Genomic DNA, 17483 nt, shown 5'->3' with positions numbered 1-17483 from the left:
CCACCTGCACATACGCGAAAGAGGCCCCGTTTCCGGGGCCTCGGTACGTCACACGTCCGACTCAGCGGCCCCGTCTGCGGGGCATCATCGGGAACGAGTGCGTGGTCATGCGGGGAGGCTAACAGAGCCCGGCGGGCGGCTCCGGGCAATTTCCGCGGGCACCGCCGCGCCCCCCGGGTCATGCGGCGAGGGCACGGTCGATGCGCCGCAGGACCGTCTTGTGGGTGACATGCCTGCGCAGCCCGTCCAGTTCCAGCCGCGCGTCGGCGGTGCCGATGCGCGTGAGGGCCACCACGCCGGCTTCCGCGACCCTCACGGGGTACGCGCCGGAACCCGGCAGCGCTCTCAACGAGGTCTCGACCAGGCGGGCGAGCGCGTCACAGGTGTCGTCACGGGGTGGCAGCAGCGACAGCAGCCAGGCGAGTGCGCGCAGCGCCTGGGCGTTGTACGGGTCGTAGGCAGCGGGGCCCCGCGAACCCCGCAGCGGCACGCTGCGCTCCCGGCCGACGAGTTCGAACCACCGGTGCGCGCTGCGACGGACCGACTCCGGCCCTGCCGCGTCGAGCAGGTCCCGGCCGGCGTCCAGCCACTTGGCCGACGGCACACCCGCGCTGACCGGGGCCCGGTGGCCGAGCAGCCGGTGCCACGGCTCACCGCCCGCCGCCGCGTCCTCGAGTGCCTGATCGGCCCATGCCTCGCCCGGGTTGAGCACGGGACCGGGGAAGCGGGTCAGCACCTCACGGAGGGCCGGCTCGGCGTGGTAGTCGATCACGGTGCGCCGGAGCGTCGCCAGCACCTCCGGGCCGGGTATGCGTCCGGCTTCGATCTCGGCATCCGCGAGCTCCCACTCCCGGTGGCCGAACGCCACGTGTTGACCGGCCAGTTCCGTGAGCACTGCCTGGCGCTCCCCGGCCATCAGGTCCGGATCGAGACCGCGGGCCACTCCGGTCGCCACCACCAGCAACTCGGCCCTGAGGTACGAGGTGTTCCTGCGGAAGGCCTCGGCGGACGGCGCGTCCGCCGGTGTCGTGCGCGCATGCCACTCGGCCCAGATGCCCGCCAGCTCCAGCCGGTCACGGTCCGGCAGCTGCCGCAGCCACGCCATGGCCTCGGCACCCGGCCCGGTCATGCATCCGTTGTGGCACGCGGCCTCCATGACCGACCGGGCGAGCCCGGCGAGGTCTCCGCGCTCCGCGAACCCGCGGTGGACCGCACCTTGCTCCACCAGGATGTCGGGGTTGCTCAGCCATCTGCTCATGATCGGGAGCGTAGACGGCACCACTGACAGGAGCACGGTTGAGCACTGCGAGGTAGGTTCTGGTGCAAGAACAGCGTGCCGTCACGGCTCTGCCCGGGGCGCGGATGGCCGGGACGGCGGTGACGGCCGTGCCGGTTGCACGGCGAGGGGCAGGAATTCGATGGCCGGCATCACCCCGACCGAGTGGTGGGAACTGCTGCCCGCGGGCATCCGCGAACTGGCCGACGGCTACGTCCTCCAGGACGCGCGCATGCGGGCGGTCCGGACCGTCTTCGAAGCGGGCCGCGCACGTGGGCTGGGGCTCGCCGACGCGCAGCTCGTCGTACACGACCGCTATCTCCACCACGGCGACCGGATCGCCCGCACCCCCGACAGCCCGCTCGACCTGAACTCCTTGGCCGCACTGGCGTCCGGTGTCCGGGGCCGTGTCGTGGCGATCGAGGCCGTCTGGGACGGCGACACGGTCCACGACTGGTTCGTGGTGCTGCTGGCCGTCACCGCCGACCCCACAGGGGACCACGCGCTGGCCGTGGTCCACCGGGACGCGGCCGTGCGGCATCTCGGTGACGAGGACCTGTGCAGGCGCCATCCGTCAGCGGTGGCGGCCGAGCGGGCAGGCAGTGCCCTGGCGGCGCATCTGGCGGTGCCGTTCCACTTCGCGAGCCCGCATACGCCGGACGACGAAGCCCCGCGCCTGCACGCGTGACCGACCACGGTGTCAGGGCGGGCTGCCGCCCTCCTGCGACGTGAGGCGGGCGACCTCCCGCATGGTGCGCAGGATCTCCGGCCGTGCCGCCGGGCGGGAGGCGAGGCCGCGGGGGCTGGGGTGCCAGGTCGCCAGGGTGCGGACCGCCGGGGCGTAGCGGGCGACGTAGGCCGCCCAGCCGGCCTGGGCGCTCCGGCCCATGGGCACGACGACCTCCAGCTTCGGGAGCAGCGAGATCACTTCGTGGAGGAACGGCGCCGCTCGCTGCACTTCCGTACGTCCCGGCGCGGCGATCCGGTCGGCCGTGCCCAGGTACCACGGCACGATGTTCCAGTGCAGGGAGTGCTCGTAGGGCAGTCCTGCCTCGCGGCGGAGCAGCCAGCAGTTCTGGGCGGTCGGGTCGTTGTTGTCGACGGAGATGATTCCGCTGCCCGTACGCCGTCGGCCCGCCTCGCTTCCCACGGCCGTGCCGGGCGCCTCCAGCAGGAAGAGGCTGCGCGCCTCGACTCCGCCGGAGGCCGGGTCGAACCATGGAACGGACTCGCCCTGACCGAGCCGTTCACGCAGGTCGGCCACCCAGTCGTTGAGCGGCCGCACCGACGGACCGGTACGTACCGCCTTGAGCCGCGCGGTGAGGAAGACGGGATCCCGCAGGCTGCGCGGAGCCGTGGTGGGCGCGAAGCTTTTCGGAGACATGTCGCGAAGTATGCCGCGCAGGGGCGCGATTCAGCGTGAATTGCCCGCGCGCGCCGCGCAGTTGGCCGCGCCGTCCGCCCCGGCGGCCGCCACGGCGTCGAGCTCGTCGATCGCCTGAGCGGCCTCCGCGCGTACCTCCGCGTCGGGATGAAGGAGCAGCCGCTCGGCAACGGCCCTGGCGCCGGGGTCATGGGTGGCCGAGAGGATGAAGGGCACGTAGGCCAGTTCGCGCGGGCGCAGCTCCGCCGTTGCGCCGGCGATCGGCTCGAGCAGCGCGTACGGGATCCGGTAGCGGACGACCGCGTGCGACAGGGCGTTGAGGCAGGCCTCCTGCACGACGCGGTCACATTGCGAGGTAACGGCCCGGACGAGAACGGTCACCACCCGCTCGGCGTCCGCCTGTTCAAGGCTGCCGGCCTCCAGAACGTCGCCGAGTTCGTCGGCCGCCGCATCGGGACGCGGCGACTGCGTCGCGGCATCGCGGCCCACCAGGTCCTTGTGGTCGAGCGTCGCACAGAGCGCTTCCGCACGGCCGGCGGGAGCGCGGGGATCTCGTGACGTGGCCATGCCCCAGTCTCGCAGCCGCTCACGCCGTGGGCACGCCGTCCGGGAACGCCTGTTCCGTCCAGATCGTCTTGCCGGAGCGGGTGTAGCGGGTGCCCCAGCGCTGGACGAGCTGGGCGACGATGAACAGGCCGCGGCCGCCCTCGTCCTCGGCCGTGCTGTGCCGCAGGTGGGGTGAGGTGTGGCCGGTGTCCGCCACCTCGCACAGGAGCGTGCGGTCGCGGATCAGGCGGAGTTGAAGCGGTCCCTCCGCGTACCGGACCGCGTTGGTGACCAGTTCGCTGACGACCAGCTCGGTCGAGAACGCCAGTTCCTCGAGACCCCAGGTGCTGAGCTGCCCGGTGATGAGTTCCCGCGCGCGGCCGGCCGCCACCGCTTCCGCCGGCAGCTCCCACATCGCGACCTGGCCGGCGTCGAACTCGCGGGTGCGGACCAGGAGGAGGGCGGTGTCGTCGGCGGTCGTACCGCCCGGCAGGAGCTCGGTGACCACCCGGTCGCACAGTTCCTCCAAGGGCATGTCCCGGTGGTCGGCGAGCACGTGGCCCAGCATGTCGAGCCGCTCGTCGATGTCGCGGTCACGGGCCTCCACCAGGCCGTCGGTGAACAGGGCGAGCAGGCTGCCCGCGGGCAGGCCGATCTCCATCGACTCGAACGGCAGCCCGCCCAGCCCCAAGGGCGGTCCCGCGGGCAGCTCCGGGTAGTGGTACGAGCCGTCCATGGCCACGACCGCCGGCGGCAGATGCCCGGCGCGTGCCATCGTGCAACGGCCGGAAACCGGGTCGTAGACCGCGTAGATGCAGGTCGCGCCCGTCGTCACGTCGGGATGCGGGCCTGCCGCGACGTACGCTGCGGCCGCCTCCCCCGTGCGCCCCTCCCCCGGCCCGTGGAACCCGTCGGAGGTGGGGACCACCAGGTCGTCCAGCCGTGCGAGGAGTTCGTCGGGCGCCATGTCCAGCTCGGCGAGGGCCTCCACGGTGGTGCGCAGGCGTCCCATCGTGACCGCGGCCGGCAGACCGTGGCCGACGACGTCACCGACGACGAGCCCGACACGTGCGCCGGAGAGCGGGATGAGGTCGAACCAGTCGCCGCCGACCCCGGTGGCCCCGTCGGTCGGCAGGTAGCGGTGCGCGACCTCCACGGCGGAGTGCCAGGGAAGGTGCTGCGGGAGCAGCTCGCGCTGGAGGGTGAGGGCCGCGGCGTGTTCGCGGGTGAAGCGGCGGGCGTTGTCGATGCAGACGGCGGCCCTGGCCACCAGTTCGTCGGCCAGGGCGACCTCTCCGTTGTCGAAGACCGCCGGCCGGCCCTCACGCGTGAAGGTGACGAGGCCCAGGGTTTCGGAGCCGACGCGCAGCGGCACGACGAGCGCGTTCTCGTCGAGCACCTTGCCGCCGGAGGACAGGCTGCGGAGCTGCGGCGTACCGGGCGGGTACTCGACGACCGTGCGTGCCGCCCGCGCCGGCGCCCTGGCGACCCTGACGAAACCGCCTCTGGGCGGCCAGCCGGTTCCGGTGTCGCCGCCTTCGAGGACGCCCGGCGCGATGTCGACCTCGACCGCGGAGGCGAAGCCGGGCACCGCCACGTCCGCGAGTTCCTGGGCGGTGACCGCCGCGTCGAGGGTCGTGCCGACGCGGCGCCCCGCCTCGACCAGCAGGGCCAGCCGGTTCTGGGCGTCGTAGCGGTCGGTGATGTCGAAGGCGTCCTCGCACACGCCCAGCACCCGGCCCTCCGCGTCCTCCAGCCGGTAGTACGAGCACGACCACAGATGTTCTCTGCCGGGATCGCTGGGCAGCTGCCCGAGGAAGTGCACATCGAGCACGGGTTCGCCGGTGTCGAGGACCTGGCGCATGACGCCGTCGAGCGTGCGTGGGTAGCCCTCGGTGACGAGTGTGCCGCCCGGGTACAGCTCGTCCGCGTGCGTGCCCCGGTACTGGGCGAACGGCCGGCCGATCTCCGCGCTGGAAGCGGCGTTCGCCCAGGCGAGCCGGAGATCCGTGTCGTAGATCGCCAGCCCGATCGGTGACTGGGTGGCCAGGCCGTCGAGCATCGCCAGGCGGGACTCCCACACCCGCAGCCGCTCGGACTCCGCCAGGACCAGGACCCGCGTGGCCGTCCCGCCGCCGGCCAGCTCGGACACCGCCACTTCGACGGGGACGCCGTGACCGTCGCGGTGTCGCGCGAGCCGGGGCTCGTGGCCGCGGAAGGGCAGCCCCGGTGCGGCGGGCGGGGCGGGGGGCGGGGCCGCGGCGGGAGCGGCCGCCGCGGAAGGGGCGGCGGCCGGCGCGGGCTCCGACGGGTCGGCCGGAATGCCGGAACCCGCTGCGAGCGCGGTTCCGCACAGGAACGCGTCGACGGGCCGGCCGAGGATGTCCCCCGGCCCGTATCCGAGCAGTGCCTCGGCCGCCGGGCTCCACCCGATGACCCTGTTGCGGGCATCGAGGACCACCGTGGCGGCGACAGCGAGGTCGAGCGGGCCACGGAGATCCTCGCCCTCCACCGGTCTCCATGTCCGCCAGGCGCTTGCCGCGTCCCACGTGCCCGCAGCCTGCACAGACCCGTTCATCCTCTTCAGAATCTGCCTGCCCCGCCGGATGCACAAGCGTTGGCGGTGAGCGGGGAGCCCGGGACCGTGCCGCCGGATGTCACCGGGTGGCACGTCCCCGGTCGGAGCCCGGCACTCACCGGGCGTGCCGACCGCGACTACCCGGGCGGCTCGTCCCTCTCGACGACCCTGGCGAGGTGGTCGAGTGCCATGCGGGTGCCGGTCTCGTTGTCGGCGGCCGGGACGGCGTCGGGAACGCCTTCGTGAACGATGACGACATCGGTGCCGCCGTCCGCGTCGGTGAGCGTGGTCGTCATCGTCATCTCCCCGCGAAGGGCCGGATCCGCCGTCTCGAACTCGAGCACTTCGACCACCGTCTCGTCCGGGACCAGCCTGGCGAAACGGCCGTGGTAGGTGTCGGTGTGCGGGACCGATTTTCCGGTGCCGGCCGGCGCGTCGTACGTGAGCGAGACGCGGAACCTGCCGCCTTCGCGGGCGTCGAATTCGTGGACGTGGCTGCTCATGCCTTCCGGAACCCGCCACCTCGCGACGGCGTCGGCGTCCAGCAGCGCCCGGTAGACGGCCGCGCGCGGGGCTCTGATGTGCCGGGACACCTGCGTCGAGTACATGTGGGGCAACGTATCGCTCCCGCGGCAGGGCGGGCCGGGACCGGCGCGGTGAAGCGGTCGCCGGTCCGTGGTTCGGTGGTCGACGCTCTGCCGATCAGGGCTCGGCGCCGCTAGGAGCCGCCTCTCACTGGTCGGTGCTCCCCGGGAGTGGCCCGCGCGTCCGGGTGCCGGAGTGAGCGGATCCGAGGTCAGGGCAGGGTGAGGATGCGAGGGCCGTCCTCGGTGACGGCGATGGTGTGTTCGATGTGGGCGGCTCGGCTGCCGTCGATCGTGCGCAGGGTCCATCCGTCGGGGTCGGTGTAGTAGTCGTTGCGCCCTCCGGCCATGAGCATGGGTTCGATGGCGAGAGCGAGGCCGTGGCGCAGGGGGAAGCCGCGACCGGGCCGTCCGTGGTTGGGGACGTGGGGGTCCTCGTGCATCTGGCGGCCGATGCCGTGGCCGCCGAAGTCTGCCGGCATGCCGCAGTCGGCCTTGCGGGCGACCGTGCTGATGGCGTGGGAGATGTCTCCGATGCGGTGGCCGACGGTGGCGGCGGCGATGCCTGCGTCCAGGGCCTGCTGGGTGGCGGCGATGAGTTCGACGTCGGCCGGGCGTGGGGTGCCGACGGTGAAGCTGATCGCGGCGTCGCCGGTCCAGCCGTCGAGTTCGGCCCCGCAGTCGATGCTGACCAGGTCGCCGTCGCGCAGGCGGTAGCCGTCCGGGATGCCGTGCGCGACGGCGTCGTTGACGGACGCGCAGATCACGGCGGGGAAGGGGATGGGGGCGAAGGAGGGCCGGTAGCCCAGGAACGGAGAGCGCGCTCCCGCCTCGGCGAGAACGGCGCGGGCGGCTTCGTCGAGGTCCCGCATGCGCACTCCCACGGCTGCCGCCGAGCGGGCGGCCGCGAGTGCGTGGGCGACGACGCGTCCGGCTTCTCGCATGGCCTCCAGGGCCGTGTCGGTCTTGATCTCCACCATGTGTCGTGACTCCCTGCGATGCGACACCATCCAATACTTATACCGGTATTAGTATCACGGGTATGGTGAGAGTTCCTGGCCGCGCAGGGCCTTGGAGCCGAACCACGTGGGCGACAGAGCCCAACCACCTCGGCGACAAGCGGAGTCAGCGGCGGACCGCGCCCCGGAAGGAACATGAGCATGGCCAAGCCCGTCGGTCCCACCGGCCCGCAGTCGGTCGACCGCGCGCTGGAGATCCTCGACGCCGTCGCGGAGGCACCCGGACCGGTCGGGGCGAAGGCGCTCGCGCGTCGGCTGGGATGCTCGCTGTCGACCGTGTACCACCTGCTGGGGCCGCTCACCGCCCGCGGGCACCTGGTCCGCACTCCCGCCGGGTACGCCCCGGGGCCCCGGGTGGCCGCGCTGCACCGGTCGTTCCGGCGGCACCTGGGGCTCGGCCCGCAGATCGCCGAGCTGCTGCCGCGCCTGCGGAGGGCGACCGGGGCGGAGGCGTACTTCTCGGCGTACCGCGACGGCCGGATCGTCATGATCGACAGCACGGTGCCGGTCACGGACGTCGCTCATCCCTTCGCGCCGGGGCCGGAGACGCGGGCGCATGCGACCGCTCACGGCAAGGCGCTGCTGGCGGCGCTGCCACGGGCCGCGCGACGGCGGTACCTCGCCGAACACGGCATGGCCCGCTTCACCGACCGCACCATCACGGGCGCCGAGCGGTTCGAGGCCGAGCTGGCGCGGGTGCGGGGGCAGGGCCTCGCCGTGTCGATCGGCGAGGCCGACCCCGCGTTCACATGTCTGGCCACGACGCTGCCGGACCGGCCCGGCGCTACGGACGGTGCGGTGCACGCCCTGTCGGTGTCGCTTCCGACCGCCGAGTTCCGGCGCCGGCACGGGGAGATCCGGGCGGCGGTGGCGCAGGCCGCTTCCGGCGCGCCCTGGTGAGGCGCGCAGAGCGACGGGACCGGGGGGACGTTTTCCGGCAGGGCCGGAAAACGGCGCGTCACAGATGGCTCCCGCGCTGCCGGAGCGCCACCGTGTACGCATGATCTTCATCGCCGTCAGGTTCACCGTCCGCCCCGAGTACAGCGACCGCTGGCTCGACATCGTCGACGACTTCACCCGCGCGACCCGCGCCGAGCCCGGAAACCTCTTCTACGACTGGTCGCGCAGCGTCGAGGAGCCGAACAGGTTCACGCTGCTGGAGGCCTTCGCCGACGCGGACGCGGGGGCGGCGCATGTGGCCTCGGACCACTTCCGGGCGGGCATGGAGTCGATGGCCACGGCGATCGCCACCACGCCGGAGATCATCAACGTCGAGGTGCCCGGCCAGGGCTGGAACGAGATGGCCGAGCTCAAGCCGGCACGCTAGCCCCACCGGCCCGGGGCGGCGACGTCAGGCCGGCTGTCGGTGGGCGTGTGCGAGGGTGCTGCGCATGGAGACGACACCCGACGGACGCCCGATCCCGCCCCCGCAGGCCGGTGAACGGGCCATGCTGGAAAGCTGGTTGGAGTTCCACCGCGCGACGCTGGCGCTGAAGTGCGCCGGCCTCGACGACGCCCAGGTGCGCCGCGCCTCTGTGACACCGTCGTCGATGACGATCCTGGGCCTGGTCCAGCACCTGGCCGAGGTCGAACGGAACTGGTTCCAGCGCGTGTTCGCGGGCCACGACGTCCCGCTGCTCTACGGCGAGGACGGCGGATTCGGCTACGCCCTCGCCGCGGACCGCGGGATCGACGAGGCCATGGCAGCCTGGCGGGCCGAGGTCGACCGGAGCCGTGAGCTGATCGCCGACGCCTCGCTCGACGACGCCGGCAGGCTCTCGCAGGAGAACGCGGCGGTGCTCGGCGGCGAAGGAGTGTCCCTGCGCTGGATCCTGGTCCACATGATCGAGGAGTACGCGCGCCACAACGGCCATGCGGACCTGCTGCGGGAGAGCCTCGACGGAGTCACGGGCGCGTAGCGGTGACCGTTCCGGCGGCACGAGAGCGCGACCTCCGCCGCGTCAGCGGACCACCACCGTCCGCTGGGCCGAGAAGTCGCCCCACTTGCCGTCCGGCAGCTTCGCCCGGAGCTTGACGCTGTAGCGGGTGCCGGGCTCATCCGTGACGGTCATGGTGTACACAGCCGTCCCGGCGGGCGGCTCCGCGCCCCAGACGATGGTGGTCGCCAACCTGCCGTTCAGATACAGCTGGTGCTCCTTGACCGGGGCGCCCGTCCGCGGCGGGTTCCATCGCAGCTCGACGGCGCCCTTGCGGGAGCTCGCCTCGAGATCGGTGGGCGCCGTGCTGCCGCCGCCGTCGCCCGGCGCGGAAGGGGTGGTGAGATCGACGGGGTCACTGTCGGGCGACGAGTTCTCCGCGGCGTCGCGGGCCCGGACGGTGAAGGTGTAGACGGTGCCGGGCCGCAGGCCGGTGACGCGCGCGCCGGTCTCCGTGCCGCTCACGCTGTGGACGCGTGAGTCCTCCTGGTAGATGTCGTACGACGTGACGCCGGTGTCGTCGGCGGCCCGCTCCCAGGTCAGTGTCACCGCGGTGCCGCCGTCCGTACGGCCCTTGACCCTTGCCGGCCGGCTCGGGGCCCGGCGGTCTTCCGGCGCGGGGGCCGGGGTGGTCACGGATATCGGGGCGCTGGGCGCGGACAGGTTTCCGGCCGCGTCCCGCGCCCGCACCGTGAAGCTGTACGCGGTCCGGGGCGCCAGTCCGTCGACGTCCACCATGTGCTTGCTGCCGGGCAGGGACTTGACCTTGGTGCCCTTGCGGTAGACCTCGTAGCCGGTGACCGCCTTGTTGTCGGAGGACTTGTCCCACATGACGTGGACGGACGTGGCGCTGCCCGCCTGGGCGGTCACTCCGGAGGGCGTCGACGGCGGCTTGTCGTCCACGGCCTCGCCGGCGCAGGCGGTGAGGGTCGCGAGGGCGGCGAGCGCGGTGCAGGCCGCGACAAGGAGGACGGCGTAGCGGGGCGGCGTGGCAAAGGTGGGGGGACGGTGCACGGTCGGGCCTCCGCGTGACGGACGACGGGCATTGGTCCAGACCTGTATGCCACAGTCCGGTGTTCCCCACAAGGCACCCGGGGCGCGGGTCCGTCGGCACCGGCCGCGCCGCCTCCGTACCTTGCGTGAGCCTGATGCCTTCCTTATGGCTTCTTGAAGAAGCCCTCAGGGAAGGTACGACACCGTTCGAACCGGCTTACGATCTCGGCAACCCCCCACCGTGATCCCGGTGGGCGCAGCGGCGCCCCCCGGGATCCCGATTGCTCAGCCGTCTTCCTCCCGAGGTGTCGTAAGCATGGGTTCTCGTCGAGCCGCTCGCCCCAACGCCCGCTCGCACGCCCGGCCCAGGACGGGTCTGCGGGCCCGTAGCGCCGTGCTGGCGCTCGGCGTGATCACCGTCACGGCCGGGGTCGGAGTCACCCTGGCCACGGGCGGCGGGGACGAGGGCGGAGCGAACCGGGTGGAGACCAACGCGGCCGGGGACGTCGCCGAGGCGGGCGGCGAGGAGACCCCGGCGAGCCCGTCGCTCCTCGCGTCGCCCTCGCCCTCCGCGAGCGCGAGCGCTTCGCCGAGCAAGAGCGTCACCGCCTCCGCCGCGCCGAAGCGGGCACCGAGCCCGACGGCGTCCACGACGAAGCCCCGGACACGGACGACGACGCAGGCGGCGACCGGCGCTCCCGGGGGCGGCGACCGGCCGGCCTCGTCCTCCGGCGGGTCCGGCTCCGGCACATCGGGCGGTTCCGGCGGCTCGGACCCGAGCGGCCCCGAGGCCGAGGTCCTGTCGCTCGTCAACAAGGAGCGCGCTTCCGCGGGATGCTCACCGCTCACCGCCAACGCGAAGCTGACGCAGGCCGCCGACGACTACAGCGACGTCATGGCCCGCAGCGGCGTGATGTCGCACACCGGGCCCGACGGCTCCACGATGACGACCCGCGTCGAGGCCGCCGGATACGTCTGGTCGACGCTGGGCGAGAACATAGCCAGGGGGCAGGCGGACGCCGCCTCCGTGATGAATTCATGGATGAACAGCCCCGGCCATCGCGCGAACATACTGAACTGCTCGTTCAAGGAGCTCGGCGTCGGCGTCCACTTCGGCGACGGCGGCCCGTGGTGGACGCAGAACTTCGGCGCCGGCCGCTGAGGCCTGTGCGCTTGCGCACTGTCGTGCACGCCGTCCCGGACCGTGACGGACGCCGCCGCGCCGCATCGCCCGTACGGCCCGGTTCGAGAGGCCAGGCCGGCATCCGGCTGGACCGGGCGCGACGACGCGGTTGGGGCCCCGGCGTTGCCGGGGCCGCGAGATCACAAGGAACGTCGCCGCAGCGGCCGTAGGCCCCCTCACACCAGCCCGAAGGACACCCGCACCCGCGCGCCGCCCATCGGGGCGCGGGTGATCTCCAGATGTCCGTCCGCGGCCTGCGCCGCTCGCGCCACGATGTCCAGGCCGAGCCCGGTGCTGCCCGCGCCTCCCACGCTGACGCCGCGGGTGAGAGCCGCCTGCGGATCTGCGACGCCGGGACCGGCGTCGTCCACGGTCAGCACCACGTGCCGGTCGTCGCGTTCCACCCGCACCGCGAAGCCGGTGCCCTGCGGGGTGTGCCGGAAGACGTTGCCGATCAAGGCGTCCACCACCGCGGCGAGGTCGTCCTCCAGGAACCGGACGGGCGTCCGCCGTGGTGTGAAGGAGCGCTCGCAGATCCGGTTCTGCTGCTTGGCGAGCACCGACCAGAAGTCGAGTCGCATCGCGACGACCTCCGCCACCTCGCAGGGCCGCACCGGCGCCTGGCCGCTGCCCTGGCCCGCGGCCAGCGGGGTACGGGCGGCGGTGATGATCGAGTCGAGTTCGCTCTCCAGCTGGGAGACGGCCGCGGTGATCCGCCGGGCTCCCGGCGAGGGGCCCATGAGGTCCGCCTCGAGGTACAGCGCGGTCAGCGGGGTGCGCAGACGGTGCGAGAGGTCGGCGACCATCTCGCGTTCGATGGCGAGCAGTTCCACGACCCGGTCGGCCATGGTGTTGAAGGCCACGCCGGCGTCCTGGAGTTCCGGCGGACCGTCCGGTTCCACCCGCACGTCCAGGTCGCCGGAGCCGAGCGCCAGCGAGGCGCGTTTCAGGCTCCGCGAGGACCGGACGACCCGGGCGCCCAGCCGGTCGGCGACGAGCACGGAGCCGCCCACCAGCCCCAGGGCCAGCAGCGACATCACGCCCCAGGAGGCCCACACCCCGCGGGTCAGGTCCGCGGCCGGCACGTACGCCTCGACGACGACGACCCGGTCCCCCGGCAGCACGACGGGCTGGAGGTAGACCCACCCCTCCGCGGTGTCCATGGCCAGCGTGCCCCGGCTGCGCACCGCCCGGTCGAGCGCTTCGCGCGGGGCGTGCGGGGTGCCGACGAAACCGCCGTCCGGGAGCCGTACGGCCAGCCGGTCGTGGGAGTCCAGCTCCGCGACGGCCTGCTGGACGTCGCTCCGGCGGGTGGTGAGGGCGAGGACCGGGGACAGGGCGGACGCCCGCTGCTCCGCGGCGGTGGTCACCCGGTCGCGGGCCTGCTCGCGGACCAGCAGGGCGAGGGGGATGAGGAAGGACAGCGCGACCATCGACGTCACGGCCAGCGCGATCCCGGCGAGTGCGCGTCTCATGAGGGCGAAGTGACCAGTTTGATGCCGATTCCTCGCACAGTGTGGAGATATCGGGGATCCGACGCCTTTTCGCCCAATTTCCGACGGAGGGCGGACAGATGGACGTCCACGGTCTGGTCCTCCAGGTACGGCTGCTGCCACACCTCGGCGAGGATGCGCTTGCGGGACATCACCTGGTCCGCGTGCGCCGCCAGATACGCGAGAAGATCGAACTCCCGGCGGGTGAGAGCGAGCTCACGCCCGGCGAGATGGGCGGTGCGCGCCCGCGGGTCGATCCGCAGCTCCCCGACCTGTACGACGGGCTGCCGGTCGACGGCGTCCTCGGCCGGCCCCGACCGGCGCAGCACGGCGGCCAGCCGGGCGGCCAACTGGCCACCGGAGAACGGCTTGACCATGTAGTCGTCGGCCCCCGCGTTGAGCAGCCTGATGGTCTCCGTGTCGTCGTCGCGGGCGGTGGCGACCAGGACGGGCACCCGGGATATGCCCCGGATCATCCGCAGGACGTCGAGCCCGTCCAGATCGGGCAGCCCGAGGTCGAGCACCACGATGTCGGGCGGGCACTGGGTCACCTCGCGCAGCGCCTCGAAGCCCTGGTGGGCGGTCTTCACCGCGTACCCGTGTCCGGTGAGGACCTCGATGAGCGCGGCCCGGATGACAGGGTCGTCCTCGACGACAAGTACGGAGGCCATGAGCAGGCACGTTAGCCGGTCCGTCAGTATGGTGTCGTGTCCCGCCTTCCGCGTTATCTGCTCATCTGGCTGTCGTGCACCGCGGCCAGTGTCACGGCCGTGATGATCACGGTCCATTTCGTGGTGGGTTCGACCAGACCGACGGCACCGGTCGCGCAGTCCGCGCCCAGGGACTTCGCGGCGTCGCCCCGGCCGTCCTCCCCCGCGGCCCGCCCCTCCCCCTCGCCCAGCCCCGAGCCGACGCCGAGCGTGCGCACGCCGTCACGGTCGCCGTCCCCGACGACCGAGAAGCCGCGCACGGCGACGCCGACACCGGCGGCCCGCACGACGCCGCCCCCGCCCCAGGAACAGCCCGTCACGCCGCCGGACAGCGGCCAGGGCTGCGAGGAGGGCGGCTCCGGTGTGCACACGATCTCGTCCCAGGGCGGCAAGGCGACCGTGCGCTACGGCAGCGGCGGTGTGTGCCTCATCTCGGCGGTGCCGAACGAGGGCTTCACGGTCAGCACGTCGCAGACCGCGCCGGAGACGCTGACGGCGACCTTCTCGGCCGCGCGCCACCGCTCGGAGATCACCGCCACGACCGAGCCCTCCGACCGGGCGAGCGTGCGCGAGACGTCGTTCTGACCGCCTCGGGCCGGAAACCTTTCCGGCCTCGGCGGCAACTGCTTGGCATGCCCCTACCAACAGAGGGGGCATCCCCCACGCAGAACGGGAACGACGCATGAGCGAGACAGGCCGCAAGGCACGGCACCGCCGCGGGAGAAGGGCGCTGCGGATCGGTGTCCCGCTGGCCCTGACAGCCGCGGTGGGTCTGGCGTACGGCACGGACTTCGGGCTCTTCGGCCAGGACGCCCGGCAGGAAGCCGCGGCGGCCGGCACCACGCCGTGGACCGATGACGTCGCCGACGGTTTCGCGTCGGTCGACGCGCTGGGACAGAAGGGGACGTACGGCGGACGGGACGGCAGGACCGTCACCGTGCGGACGCAGGCGGACCTGGAGAAGTACGCGACCGCCGCCGAACCCTACGTCATCGTCGTCGCCGGCACGATCGCCATGAACCCCAAGGGCAAGGAGATCAAGGTCACCTCGGACAAGACGATCGTCGGCTCCGGCACCTCGGGCCACATCGTCGGAGGCGGCTTCTTCCTCGGGCAGGGCGTCCACAACGTGATCATCCGGAACCTGACCATCCGGGACTCGTACCACGGCACATGGAACGACAAGGACCACGACTGGGACGCCGTCCAGATGGACGGCGCGCACCACGTCTGGATCGATCACAACGACCTGCGTCACATGGCCGACGGCCTGATCGACAGCCGCAAGGACACCACCTATGTGACGGTGTCCTGGAACAAGCTGAGCGACAACAACAAGACGTTCGGCATCGGCTGGACGGAGAACGTCACCGCCGACCTCACGATCCACCACAACTGGTTCCACGAGACCGAGCAGCGCAACCCGTCCACCGACAACGTGGCCCACGCCCACCTCTACAACAACTACCTCCAGGACGCCCCCGGCACGGACATCACGACCGCCTACGGCAACTACGCCCGCGGCAGGACCCGGATGGTCCTGGAGAACAGCTACTTCCAAGGCCTGCGCAACCCTGTCATCAAGGACAGCACGGCCGCCGTCGTCCAGCGCGGCAACGTCTTCTCCGGCACGAGCGGCCGCAACGAGAGCGGCGGCACGGCGTTCGACCCGCGGGCGTACTACGACTACACCCTCGACCGGGCGGCGGACGTTCCCGCACTGCTGAGAGCGGGGGCAGGGCCGAGGGCCGCCCTCGGAGCCGCGGCCGACGCCTCCGCGGCCGCCGGCACCACCCTCACGGTCGCCAAGGACGGCACCGGCCGGTACACGAGCGTGCAGAAGGCCGTCGACGCCGTCCCGGCGGGCAACACCGCCCGCGTGGTGATCAACGTGAAGCCCGGCACCTACCGCGAGACGGTCAAGATCCCCGCCGACAAGCCCCACATCACGATCCAGGGCACGGGGGTCAGCCGCAAGGACACCGTCATCGTTCACGGGAACGCCGCCGGCACGCCGAAGCCGGACGGTTCAGGAACCTACGGCACCAGTGGCAGCGCCACCGTCGCCGTGGAGGCCGACGACTTCCAGGCCCGTAACCTCACGGTCTCCAACGACTTCGACGAGGCGAGGAACCAGCACCTGAACGGACACCAGGCGGTGGCCCTGCGCACCGCCGCCGACCGCGTCGTCCTCGACAGCGTCATCGTCAGCGGCGACCAGGACACCCTGCTGCTGGACACCCGCTCCAAGGACGCCCTCGGCAGGGTCCACATGTCCAACTCGTACGTCATCGGCAACGTGGACTTCATCTTCGGCCGCGCGACCGCCGTGATCGACAGGTCCGTCATCACCCTCAAGAAGCGGTGGAACGGGACCTCCGCCGGCTACGTCACGGCCCCGAGCACCCCCGCGCACCGCAAGGGATTCCTCATCACCCGCTCCACCGTGAACGGCGACGTGTCCGCGGGCAGCTTCCACCTCGGCCGCCCGTGGCACGCCGGCGGGGACGCGACGCTCGACCCGCAGACCACGGTCCGCGACTCCAGCCTCAGCAGCGCGGTGCGGACCGCGCCGTGGACGGACATGAGCGGCTTCTCCTGGAAGGACGACCGCTTCGCCGAATACCGGAACACCGGCCCCGGGTCCGGACCGGCGGGCACCGACCGGCCCCACCTGACCGACGCCCAGGCCGCCGGCCAGGAACCGGCGGACTGGCTCGGCGACTGGACCCCGACCGCGGGATGACGTGCGCGCCGGACGGCGCGGCGGCGACCGCTTCCCGCACCGTCCGGCGGCCTCGCGACAGGCGCGACCGGCGCGACCGGCAGGGCAACGCCCCTGCGGGCCGCGCCGCGTCCGCGTCCGCGTCCGGGTCCCGGTCCGCGTCCGGGTCCCGGTCAGGCGATGCGCGTACCGGCCCCCGACACCCGTACCCGCTTGTCTCCCGCCCGTAGTTCCACCGTCAGCACACCGGGGCGGCCCATGTCCGCGCCCTGGTGGAGGGTGAGCACCGACGTCTCGGGGACCAGGCCGAGCTCGCGGGCGTACGCGCCGAACGCGCCTGCCGCCGCGCCCGTCGCCGGATCCTCGACGACCCCGCCGACCGGGAACGGGTCGCGCACGTGGAAGACGGTCTCCGACTCCCGCCACACCAGTTGGACCGTGGTCAGGTCGAGACGGCGCATCAGGGCCTCGAGGCGGTCGAAGTCGTACGCCAGGTCCGCCAGCCGTGCCCGGGTGGCGGCGCCGAGCACCAGGTGCCGGGCGCCCGCGAAGGCGATACGCGGCGGCAGTCCGGGATCCAGGTCGGCGGCCGGCCAGTCGAGCGCGGCCAGCGCCTCCGCGACGTCCGCGTCCGCGATCTCCTCGCTGTGCGGCTCGACCGTGGTCAGCGTCGCCCGCAGTGTCCCGTCCTCCTCGGTCACGGTCACCGGGACCGTCCCGGCGCGGGTCGCGAAGACGAGGTCGCCGGTCCCGATCCGCTCGCCGAGGGCGATCGCGGTGGCGACCGTGGCGTGCCCGCAGAACGGCACCTCCGCCTTGGGGCTGAAGTAGCGGATGGTGAACACCCTCCCCGGCTCCCCCTCGAGCCCCTCGGGCGGCGCGGACACGAACGCGGACTCGCTGTACCCGACCTCCGCGGCGACGGCGAGCATCCCGGCGTCGTCCAGTCCCGCGGCGTCCAGGACGACGCCGGCGGGATTGCCGCCGTCGGGATCGCCGGAGAAGGCGGTGTAGCGCAGGACTTCGTTCTTCGTCGTCATGATCGTCCGAACCAC

General features: G+C 72.7%; 18 protein-coding genes. 7 read left to right on the top strand and 11 right to left on the bottom strand.

Annotated features, from left to right (window positions below):
- Positions 1 to 178: 178 nt before the first annotated feature.
- Complete coding sequence (locus AB0K36_RS20425; protein WP_364596202.1) at positions 179 to 1258, bottom strand: hypothetical protein; 1080 nt, start codon at positions 1256 to 1258, stop codon at positions 179 to 181.
- Positions 1259 to 1418: 160 nt separating this feature from the next.
- Here AB0K36_RS20425 and AB0K36_RS20420 point away from each other — a divergent pair, with 160 nt between their 5' ends.
- Positions 1419 to 1964, top strand: coding sequence for a hypothetical protein (locus AB0K36_RS20420; RefSeq protein ID WP_364596199.1), 546 nt, complete (start codon positions 1419 to 1421; stop codon positions 1962 to 1964).
- Between the two features lie 12 nt (positions 1965 to 1976).
- On the opposite strand, the gene AB0K36_RS20415 is transcribed toward AB0K36_RS20420, so the two are convergent.
- The 5 genes from AB0K36_RS20415 to map all read right to left on the bottom strand — a co-directional run bounded on the left by AB0K36_RS20415 (position 1977) and on the right by map (position 7348).
- Entirely contained in the window at positions 1977 to 2660 is a 684-nt protein-coding gene (locus AB0K36_RS20415; RefSeq protein WP_364596196.1) for a uracil-DNA glycosylase, read from the bottom strand.
- 30 nt (positions 2661 to 2690) lie between these two features.
- Complete coding sequence (locus tag AB0K36_RS20410; protein ID WP_364596193.1) at positions 2691 to 3227, bottom strand: hypothetical protein; 537 nt, start codon at positions 3225 to 3227, stop codon at positions 2691 to 2693.
- Positions 3228 to 3246: 19 nt separating this feature from the next.
- Positions 3247 to 5784: a SpoIIE family protein phosphatase gene (locus AB0K36_RS20405; RefSeq protein ID WP_364596190.1), complete on the bottom strand. Its 2538-nt coding sequence runs from the start codon at positions 5782 to 5784 to the stop codon at positions 3247 to 3249.
- A 137-nt stretch (positions 5785 to 5921) separates the two neighbouring features.
- The gene (locus AB0K36_RS20400; protein ID WP_364596187.1) at positions 5922 to 6392 is read right to left on the bottom strand and encodes an SRPBCC family protein; all 471 of its coding nucleotides are present in this window, start codon (positions 6390 to 6392) and stop codon (positions 5922 to 5924) included.
- Positions 6393 to 6580: 188 nt separating this feature from the next.
- On the bottom strand, positions 6581 to 7348 hold the full coding sequence (gene map, locus AB0K36_RS20395) for a type I methionyl aminopeptidase (RefSeq protein ID WP_364596184.1): 768 nt from the start codon (positions 7346 to 7348) through the stop codon (positions 6581 to 6583).
- Positions 7349 to 7528: 180 nt separating this feature from the next.
- Between map and AB0K36_RS20390 the strand changes: the two genes are divergently transcribed.
- From AB0K36_RS20390 to AB0K36_RS20380, 3 genes are all read left to right on the top strand, one after another.
- A complete protein-coding gene (locus AB0K36_RS20390) occupies positions 7529 to 8287 on the top strand; it encodes an IclR family transcriptional regulator (protein ID WP_364596181.1) in 759 nt (252 codons plus the stop codon).
- Between the two features lie 100 nt (positions 8288 to 8387).
- On the top strand, positions 8388 to 8714 hold the full coding sequence (locus AB0K36_RS20385; RefSeq protein ID WP_189477143.1) for a putative quinol monooxygenase: 327 nt from the start codon (positions 8388 to 8390) through the stop codon (positions 8712 to 8714).
- A 64-nt stretch (positions 8715 to 8778) separates the two neighbouring features.
- Positions 8779 to 9306, top strand: coding sequence for a DinB family protein (locus AB0K36_RS20380; RefSeq protein WP_364596179.1), 528 nt, complete (start codon positions 8779 to 8781; stop codon positions 9304 to 9306).
- Positions 9307 to 9348: 42 nt separating this feature from the next.
- On the opposite strand, the gene AB0K36_RS20375 is transcribed toward AB0K36_RS20380, so the two are convergent.
- Entirely contained in the window at positions 9349 to 10338 is a 990-nt protein-coding gene (locus AB0K36_RS20375) for a fibronectin type III domain-containing protein (protein WP_364596176.1), read from the bottom strand.
- Between the two features lie 295 nt (positions 10339 to 10633).
- On the opposite strand from AB0K36_RS20375, the gene AB0K36_RS20370 reads away from it, so the two are divergent.
- Entirely contained in the window at positions 10634 to 11479 is an 846-nt protein-coding gene (locus AB0K36_RS20370; protein ID WP_364596173.1) for a CAP domain-containing protein, read from the top strand.
- A gap of 197 nt (positions 11480 to 11676) precedes the next feature.
- Here AB0K36_RS20370 and AB0K36_RS20365 read toward each other — a convergent pair whose 3' ends face one another.
- From AB0K36_RS20365 to AB0K36_RS20355, 3 genes are read right to left on the bottom strand one after another with little or no spacing between them, the layout of a single operon-like run.
- Positions 11677 to 12975, bottom strand: coding sequence for a sensor histidine kinase (locus AB0K36_RS20365; RefSeq protein ID WP_364596170.1), 1299 nt, complete (start codon positions 12973 to 12975; stop codon positions 11677 to 11679).
- Entirely contained in the window at positions 12972 to 13664 is a 693-nt protein-coding gene (locus AB0K36_RS20360) for a response regulator transcription factor (protein ID WP_364596167.1), read from the bottom strand. The genes AB0K36_RS20365 and AB0K36_RS20360 overlap by 4 nt, the downstream gene beginning before the upstream one ends.
- 53 nt (positions 13665 to 13717) lie before the next feature.
- Positions 13718 to 14074: a hypothetical protein gene (locus AB0K36_RS20355; RefSeq protein WP_364596164.1), complete on the bottom strand. Its 357-nt coding sequence runs from the start codon at positions 14072 to 14074 to the stop codon at positions 13718 to 13720.
- On the opposite strand from AB0K36_RS20355, the gene AB0K36_RS20350 reads away from it, so the two are divergent.
- The gene (locus AB0K36_RS20350; protein ID WP_189477130.1) at positions 14067 to 14288 is read left to right on the top strand and encodes a hypothetical protein; all 222 of its coding nucleotides are present in this window, start codon (positions 14067 to 14069) and stop codon (positions 14286 to 14288) included. The genes AB0K36_RS20355 and AB0K36_RS20350 overlap by 8 nt on opposite strands.
- A gap of 97 nt (positions 14289 to 14385) precedes the next feature.
- Entirely contained in the window at positions 14386 to 16449 is a 2064-nt protein-coding gene (locus AB0K36_RS20345) for a pectinesterase family protein (RefSeq protein ID WP_364596161.1), read from the top strand.
- A gap of 152 nt (positions 16450 to 16601) precedes the next feature.
- Here the strand turns inward: AB0K36_RS20345 and AB0K36_RS20340 are convergent, their stop codons facing one another.
- Entirely contained in the window at positions 16602 to 17468 is an 867-nt protein-coding gene (locus tag AB0K36_RS20340; protein ID WP_364596158.1) for a PhzF family phenazine biosynthesis protein, read from the bottom strand.
- Between the last annotated feature and the right edge of the window lie 15 nt (positions 17469 to 17483).

This window comes from Streptomyces kurssanovii, from assembly GCF_040677245.1.
Taxonomy (GTDB): domain Bacteria; phylum Actinomycetota; class Actinomycetes; order Streptomycetales; family Streptomycetaceae; genus Streptomyces; species Streptomyces kurssanovii.
Note: the sequence above shows the minus strand (reverse complement) of the source record. Positions and strands in the feature narration are given on the sequence as shown.

Bases quoted from the DNA above. Each gene is read 5' to 3' on its own strand.
- AB0K36_RS20345 (WP_364596161.1), top strand. From the start codon at position 14,386: ATGAGCGAGACAGGCCGCAAGGCACGGCACCGCCGCGGGAGAAGGGCG.
- AB0K36_RS20410 (WP_364596193.1), bottom strand. From the start codon at position 3,227: ATGGCCACGTCACGAGATCCCCGCGCTCCCGCCGGCCGTGCGGAAGCG.
- AB0K36_RS20400 (WP_364596187.1), bottom strand. From the start codon at position 6,392: ATGTACTCGACGCAGGTGTCCCGGCACATCAGAGCCCCGCGCGCGGCC.
- AB0K36_RS20365 (WP_364596170.1), bottom strand. From the start codon at position 12,975: ATGAGACGCGCACTCGCCGGGATCGCGCTGGCCGTGACGTCGATGGTC.
- map (WP_364596184.1), bottom strand. From the start codon at position 7,348: ATGGTGGAGATCAAGACCGACACGGCCCTGGAGGCCATGCGAGAAGCC.
- AB0K36_RS20405 (WP_364596190.1), bottom strand. From the start codon at position 5,784: ATGAACGGGTCTGTGCAGGCTGCGGGCACGTGGGACGCGGCAAGCGCC.
- AB0K36_RS20425 (WP_364596202.1), bottom strand. From the start codon at position 1,258: ATGAGCAGATGGCTGAGCAACCCCGACATCCTGGTGGAGCAAGGTGCG.
- AB0K36_RS20420 (WP_364596199.1), top strand. From the start codon at position 1,419: ATGGCCGGCATCACCCCGACCGAGTGGTGGGAACTGCTGCCCGCGGGC.
- AB0K36_RS20380 (WP_364596179.1), top strand. From the start codon at position 8,779: ATGGAGACGACACCCGACGGACGCCCGATCCCGCCCCCGCAGGCCGGT.
- AB0K36_RS20390 (WP_364596181.1), top strand. From the start codon at position 7,529: ATGGCCAAGCCCGTCGGTCCCACCGGCCCGCAGTCGGTCGACCGCGCG.
- AB0K36_RS20340 (WP_364596158.1), bottom strand. From the start codon at position 17,468: ATGACGACGAAGAACGAAGTCCTGCGCTACACCGCCTTCTCCGGCGAT.
- AB0K36_RS20415 (WP_364596196.1), bottom strand. From the start codon at position 2,660: ATGTCTCCGAAAAGCTTCGCGCCCACCACGGCTCCGCGCAGCCTGCGG.
- AB0K36_RS20385 (WP_189477143.1), top strand. From the start codon at position 8,388: ATGATCTTCATCGCCGTCAGGTTCACCGTCCGCCCCGAGTACAGCGAC.
- AB0K36_RS20370 (WP_364596173.1), top strand. From the start codon at position 10,634: ATGGGTTCTCGTCGAGCCGCTCGCCCCAACGCCCGCTCGCACGCCCGG.
- AB0K36_RS20360 (WP_364596167.1), bottom strand. From the start codon at position 13,664: ATGGCCTCCGTACTTGTCGTCGAGGACGACCCTGTCATCCGGGCCGCG.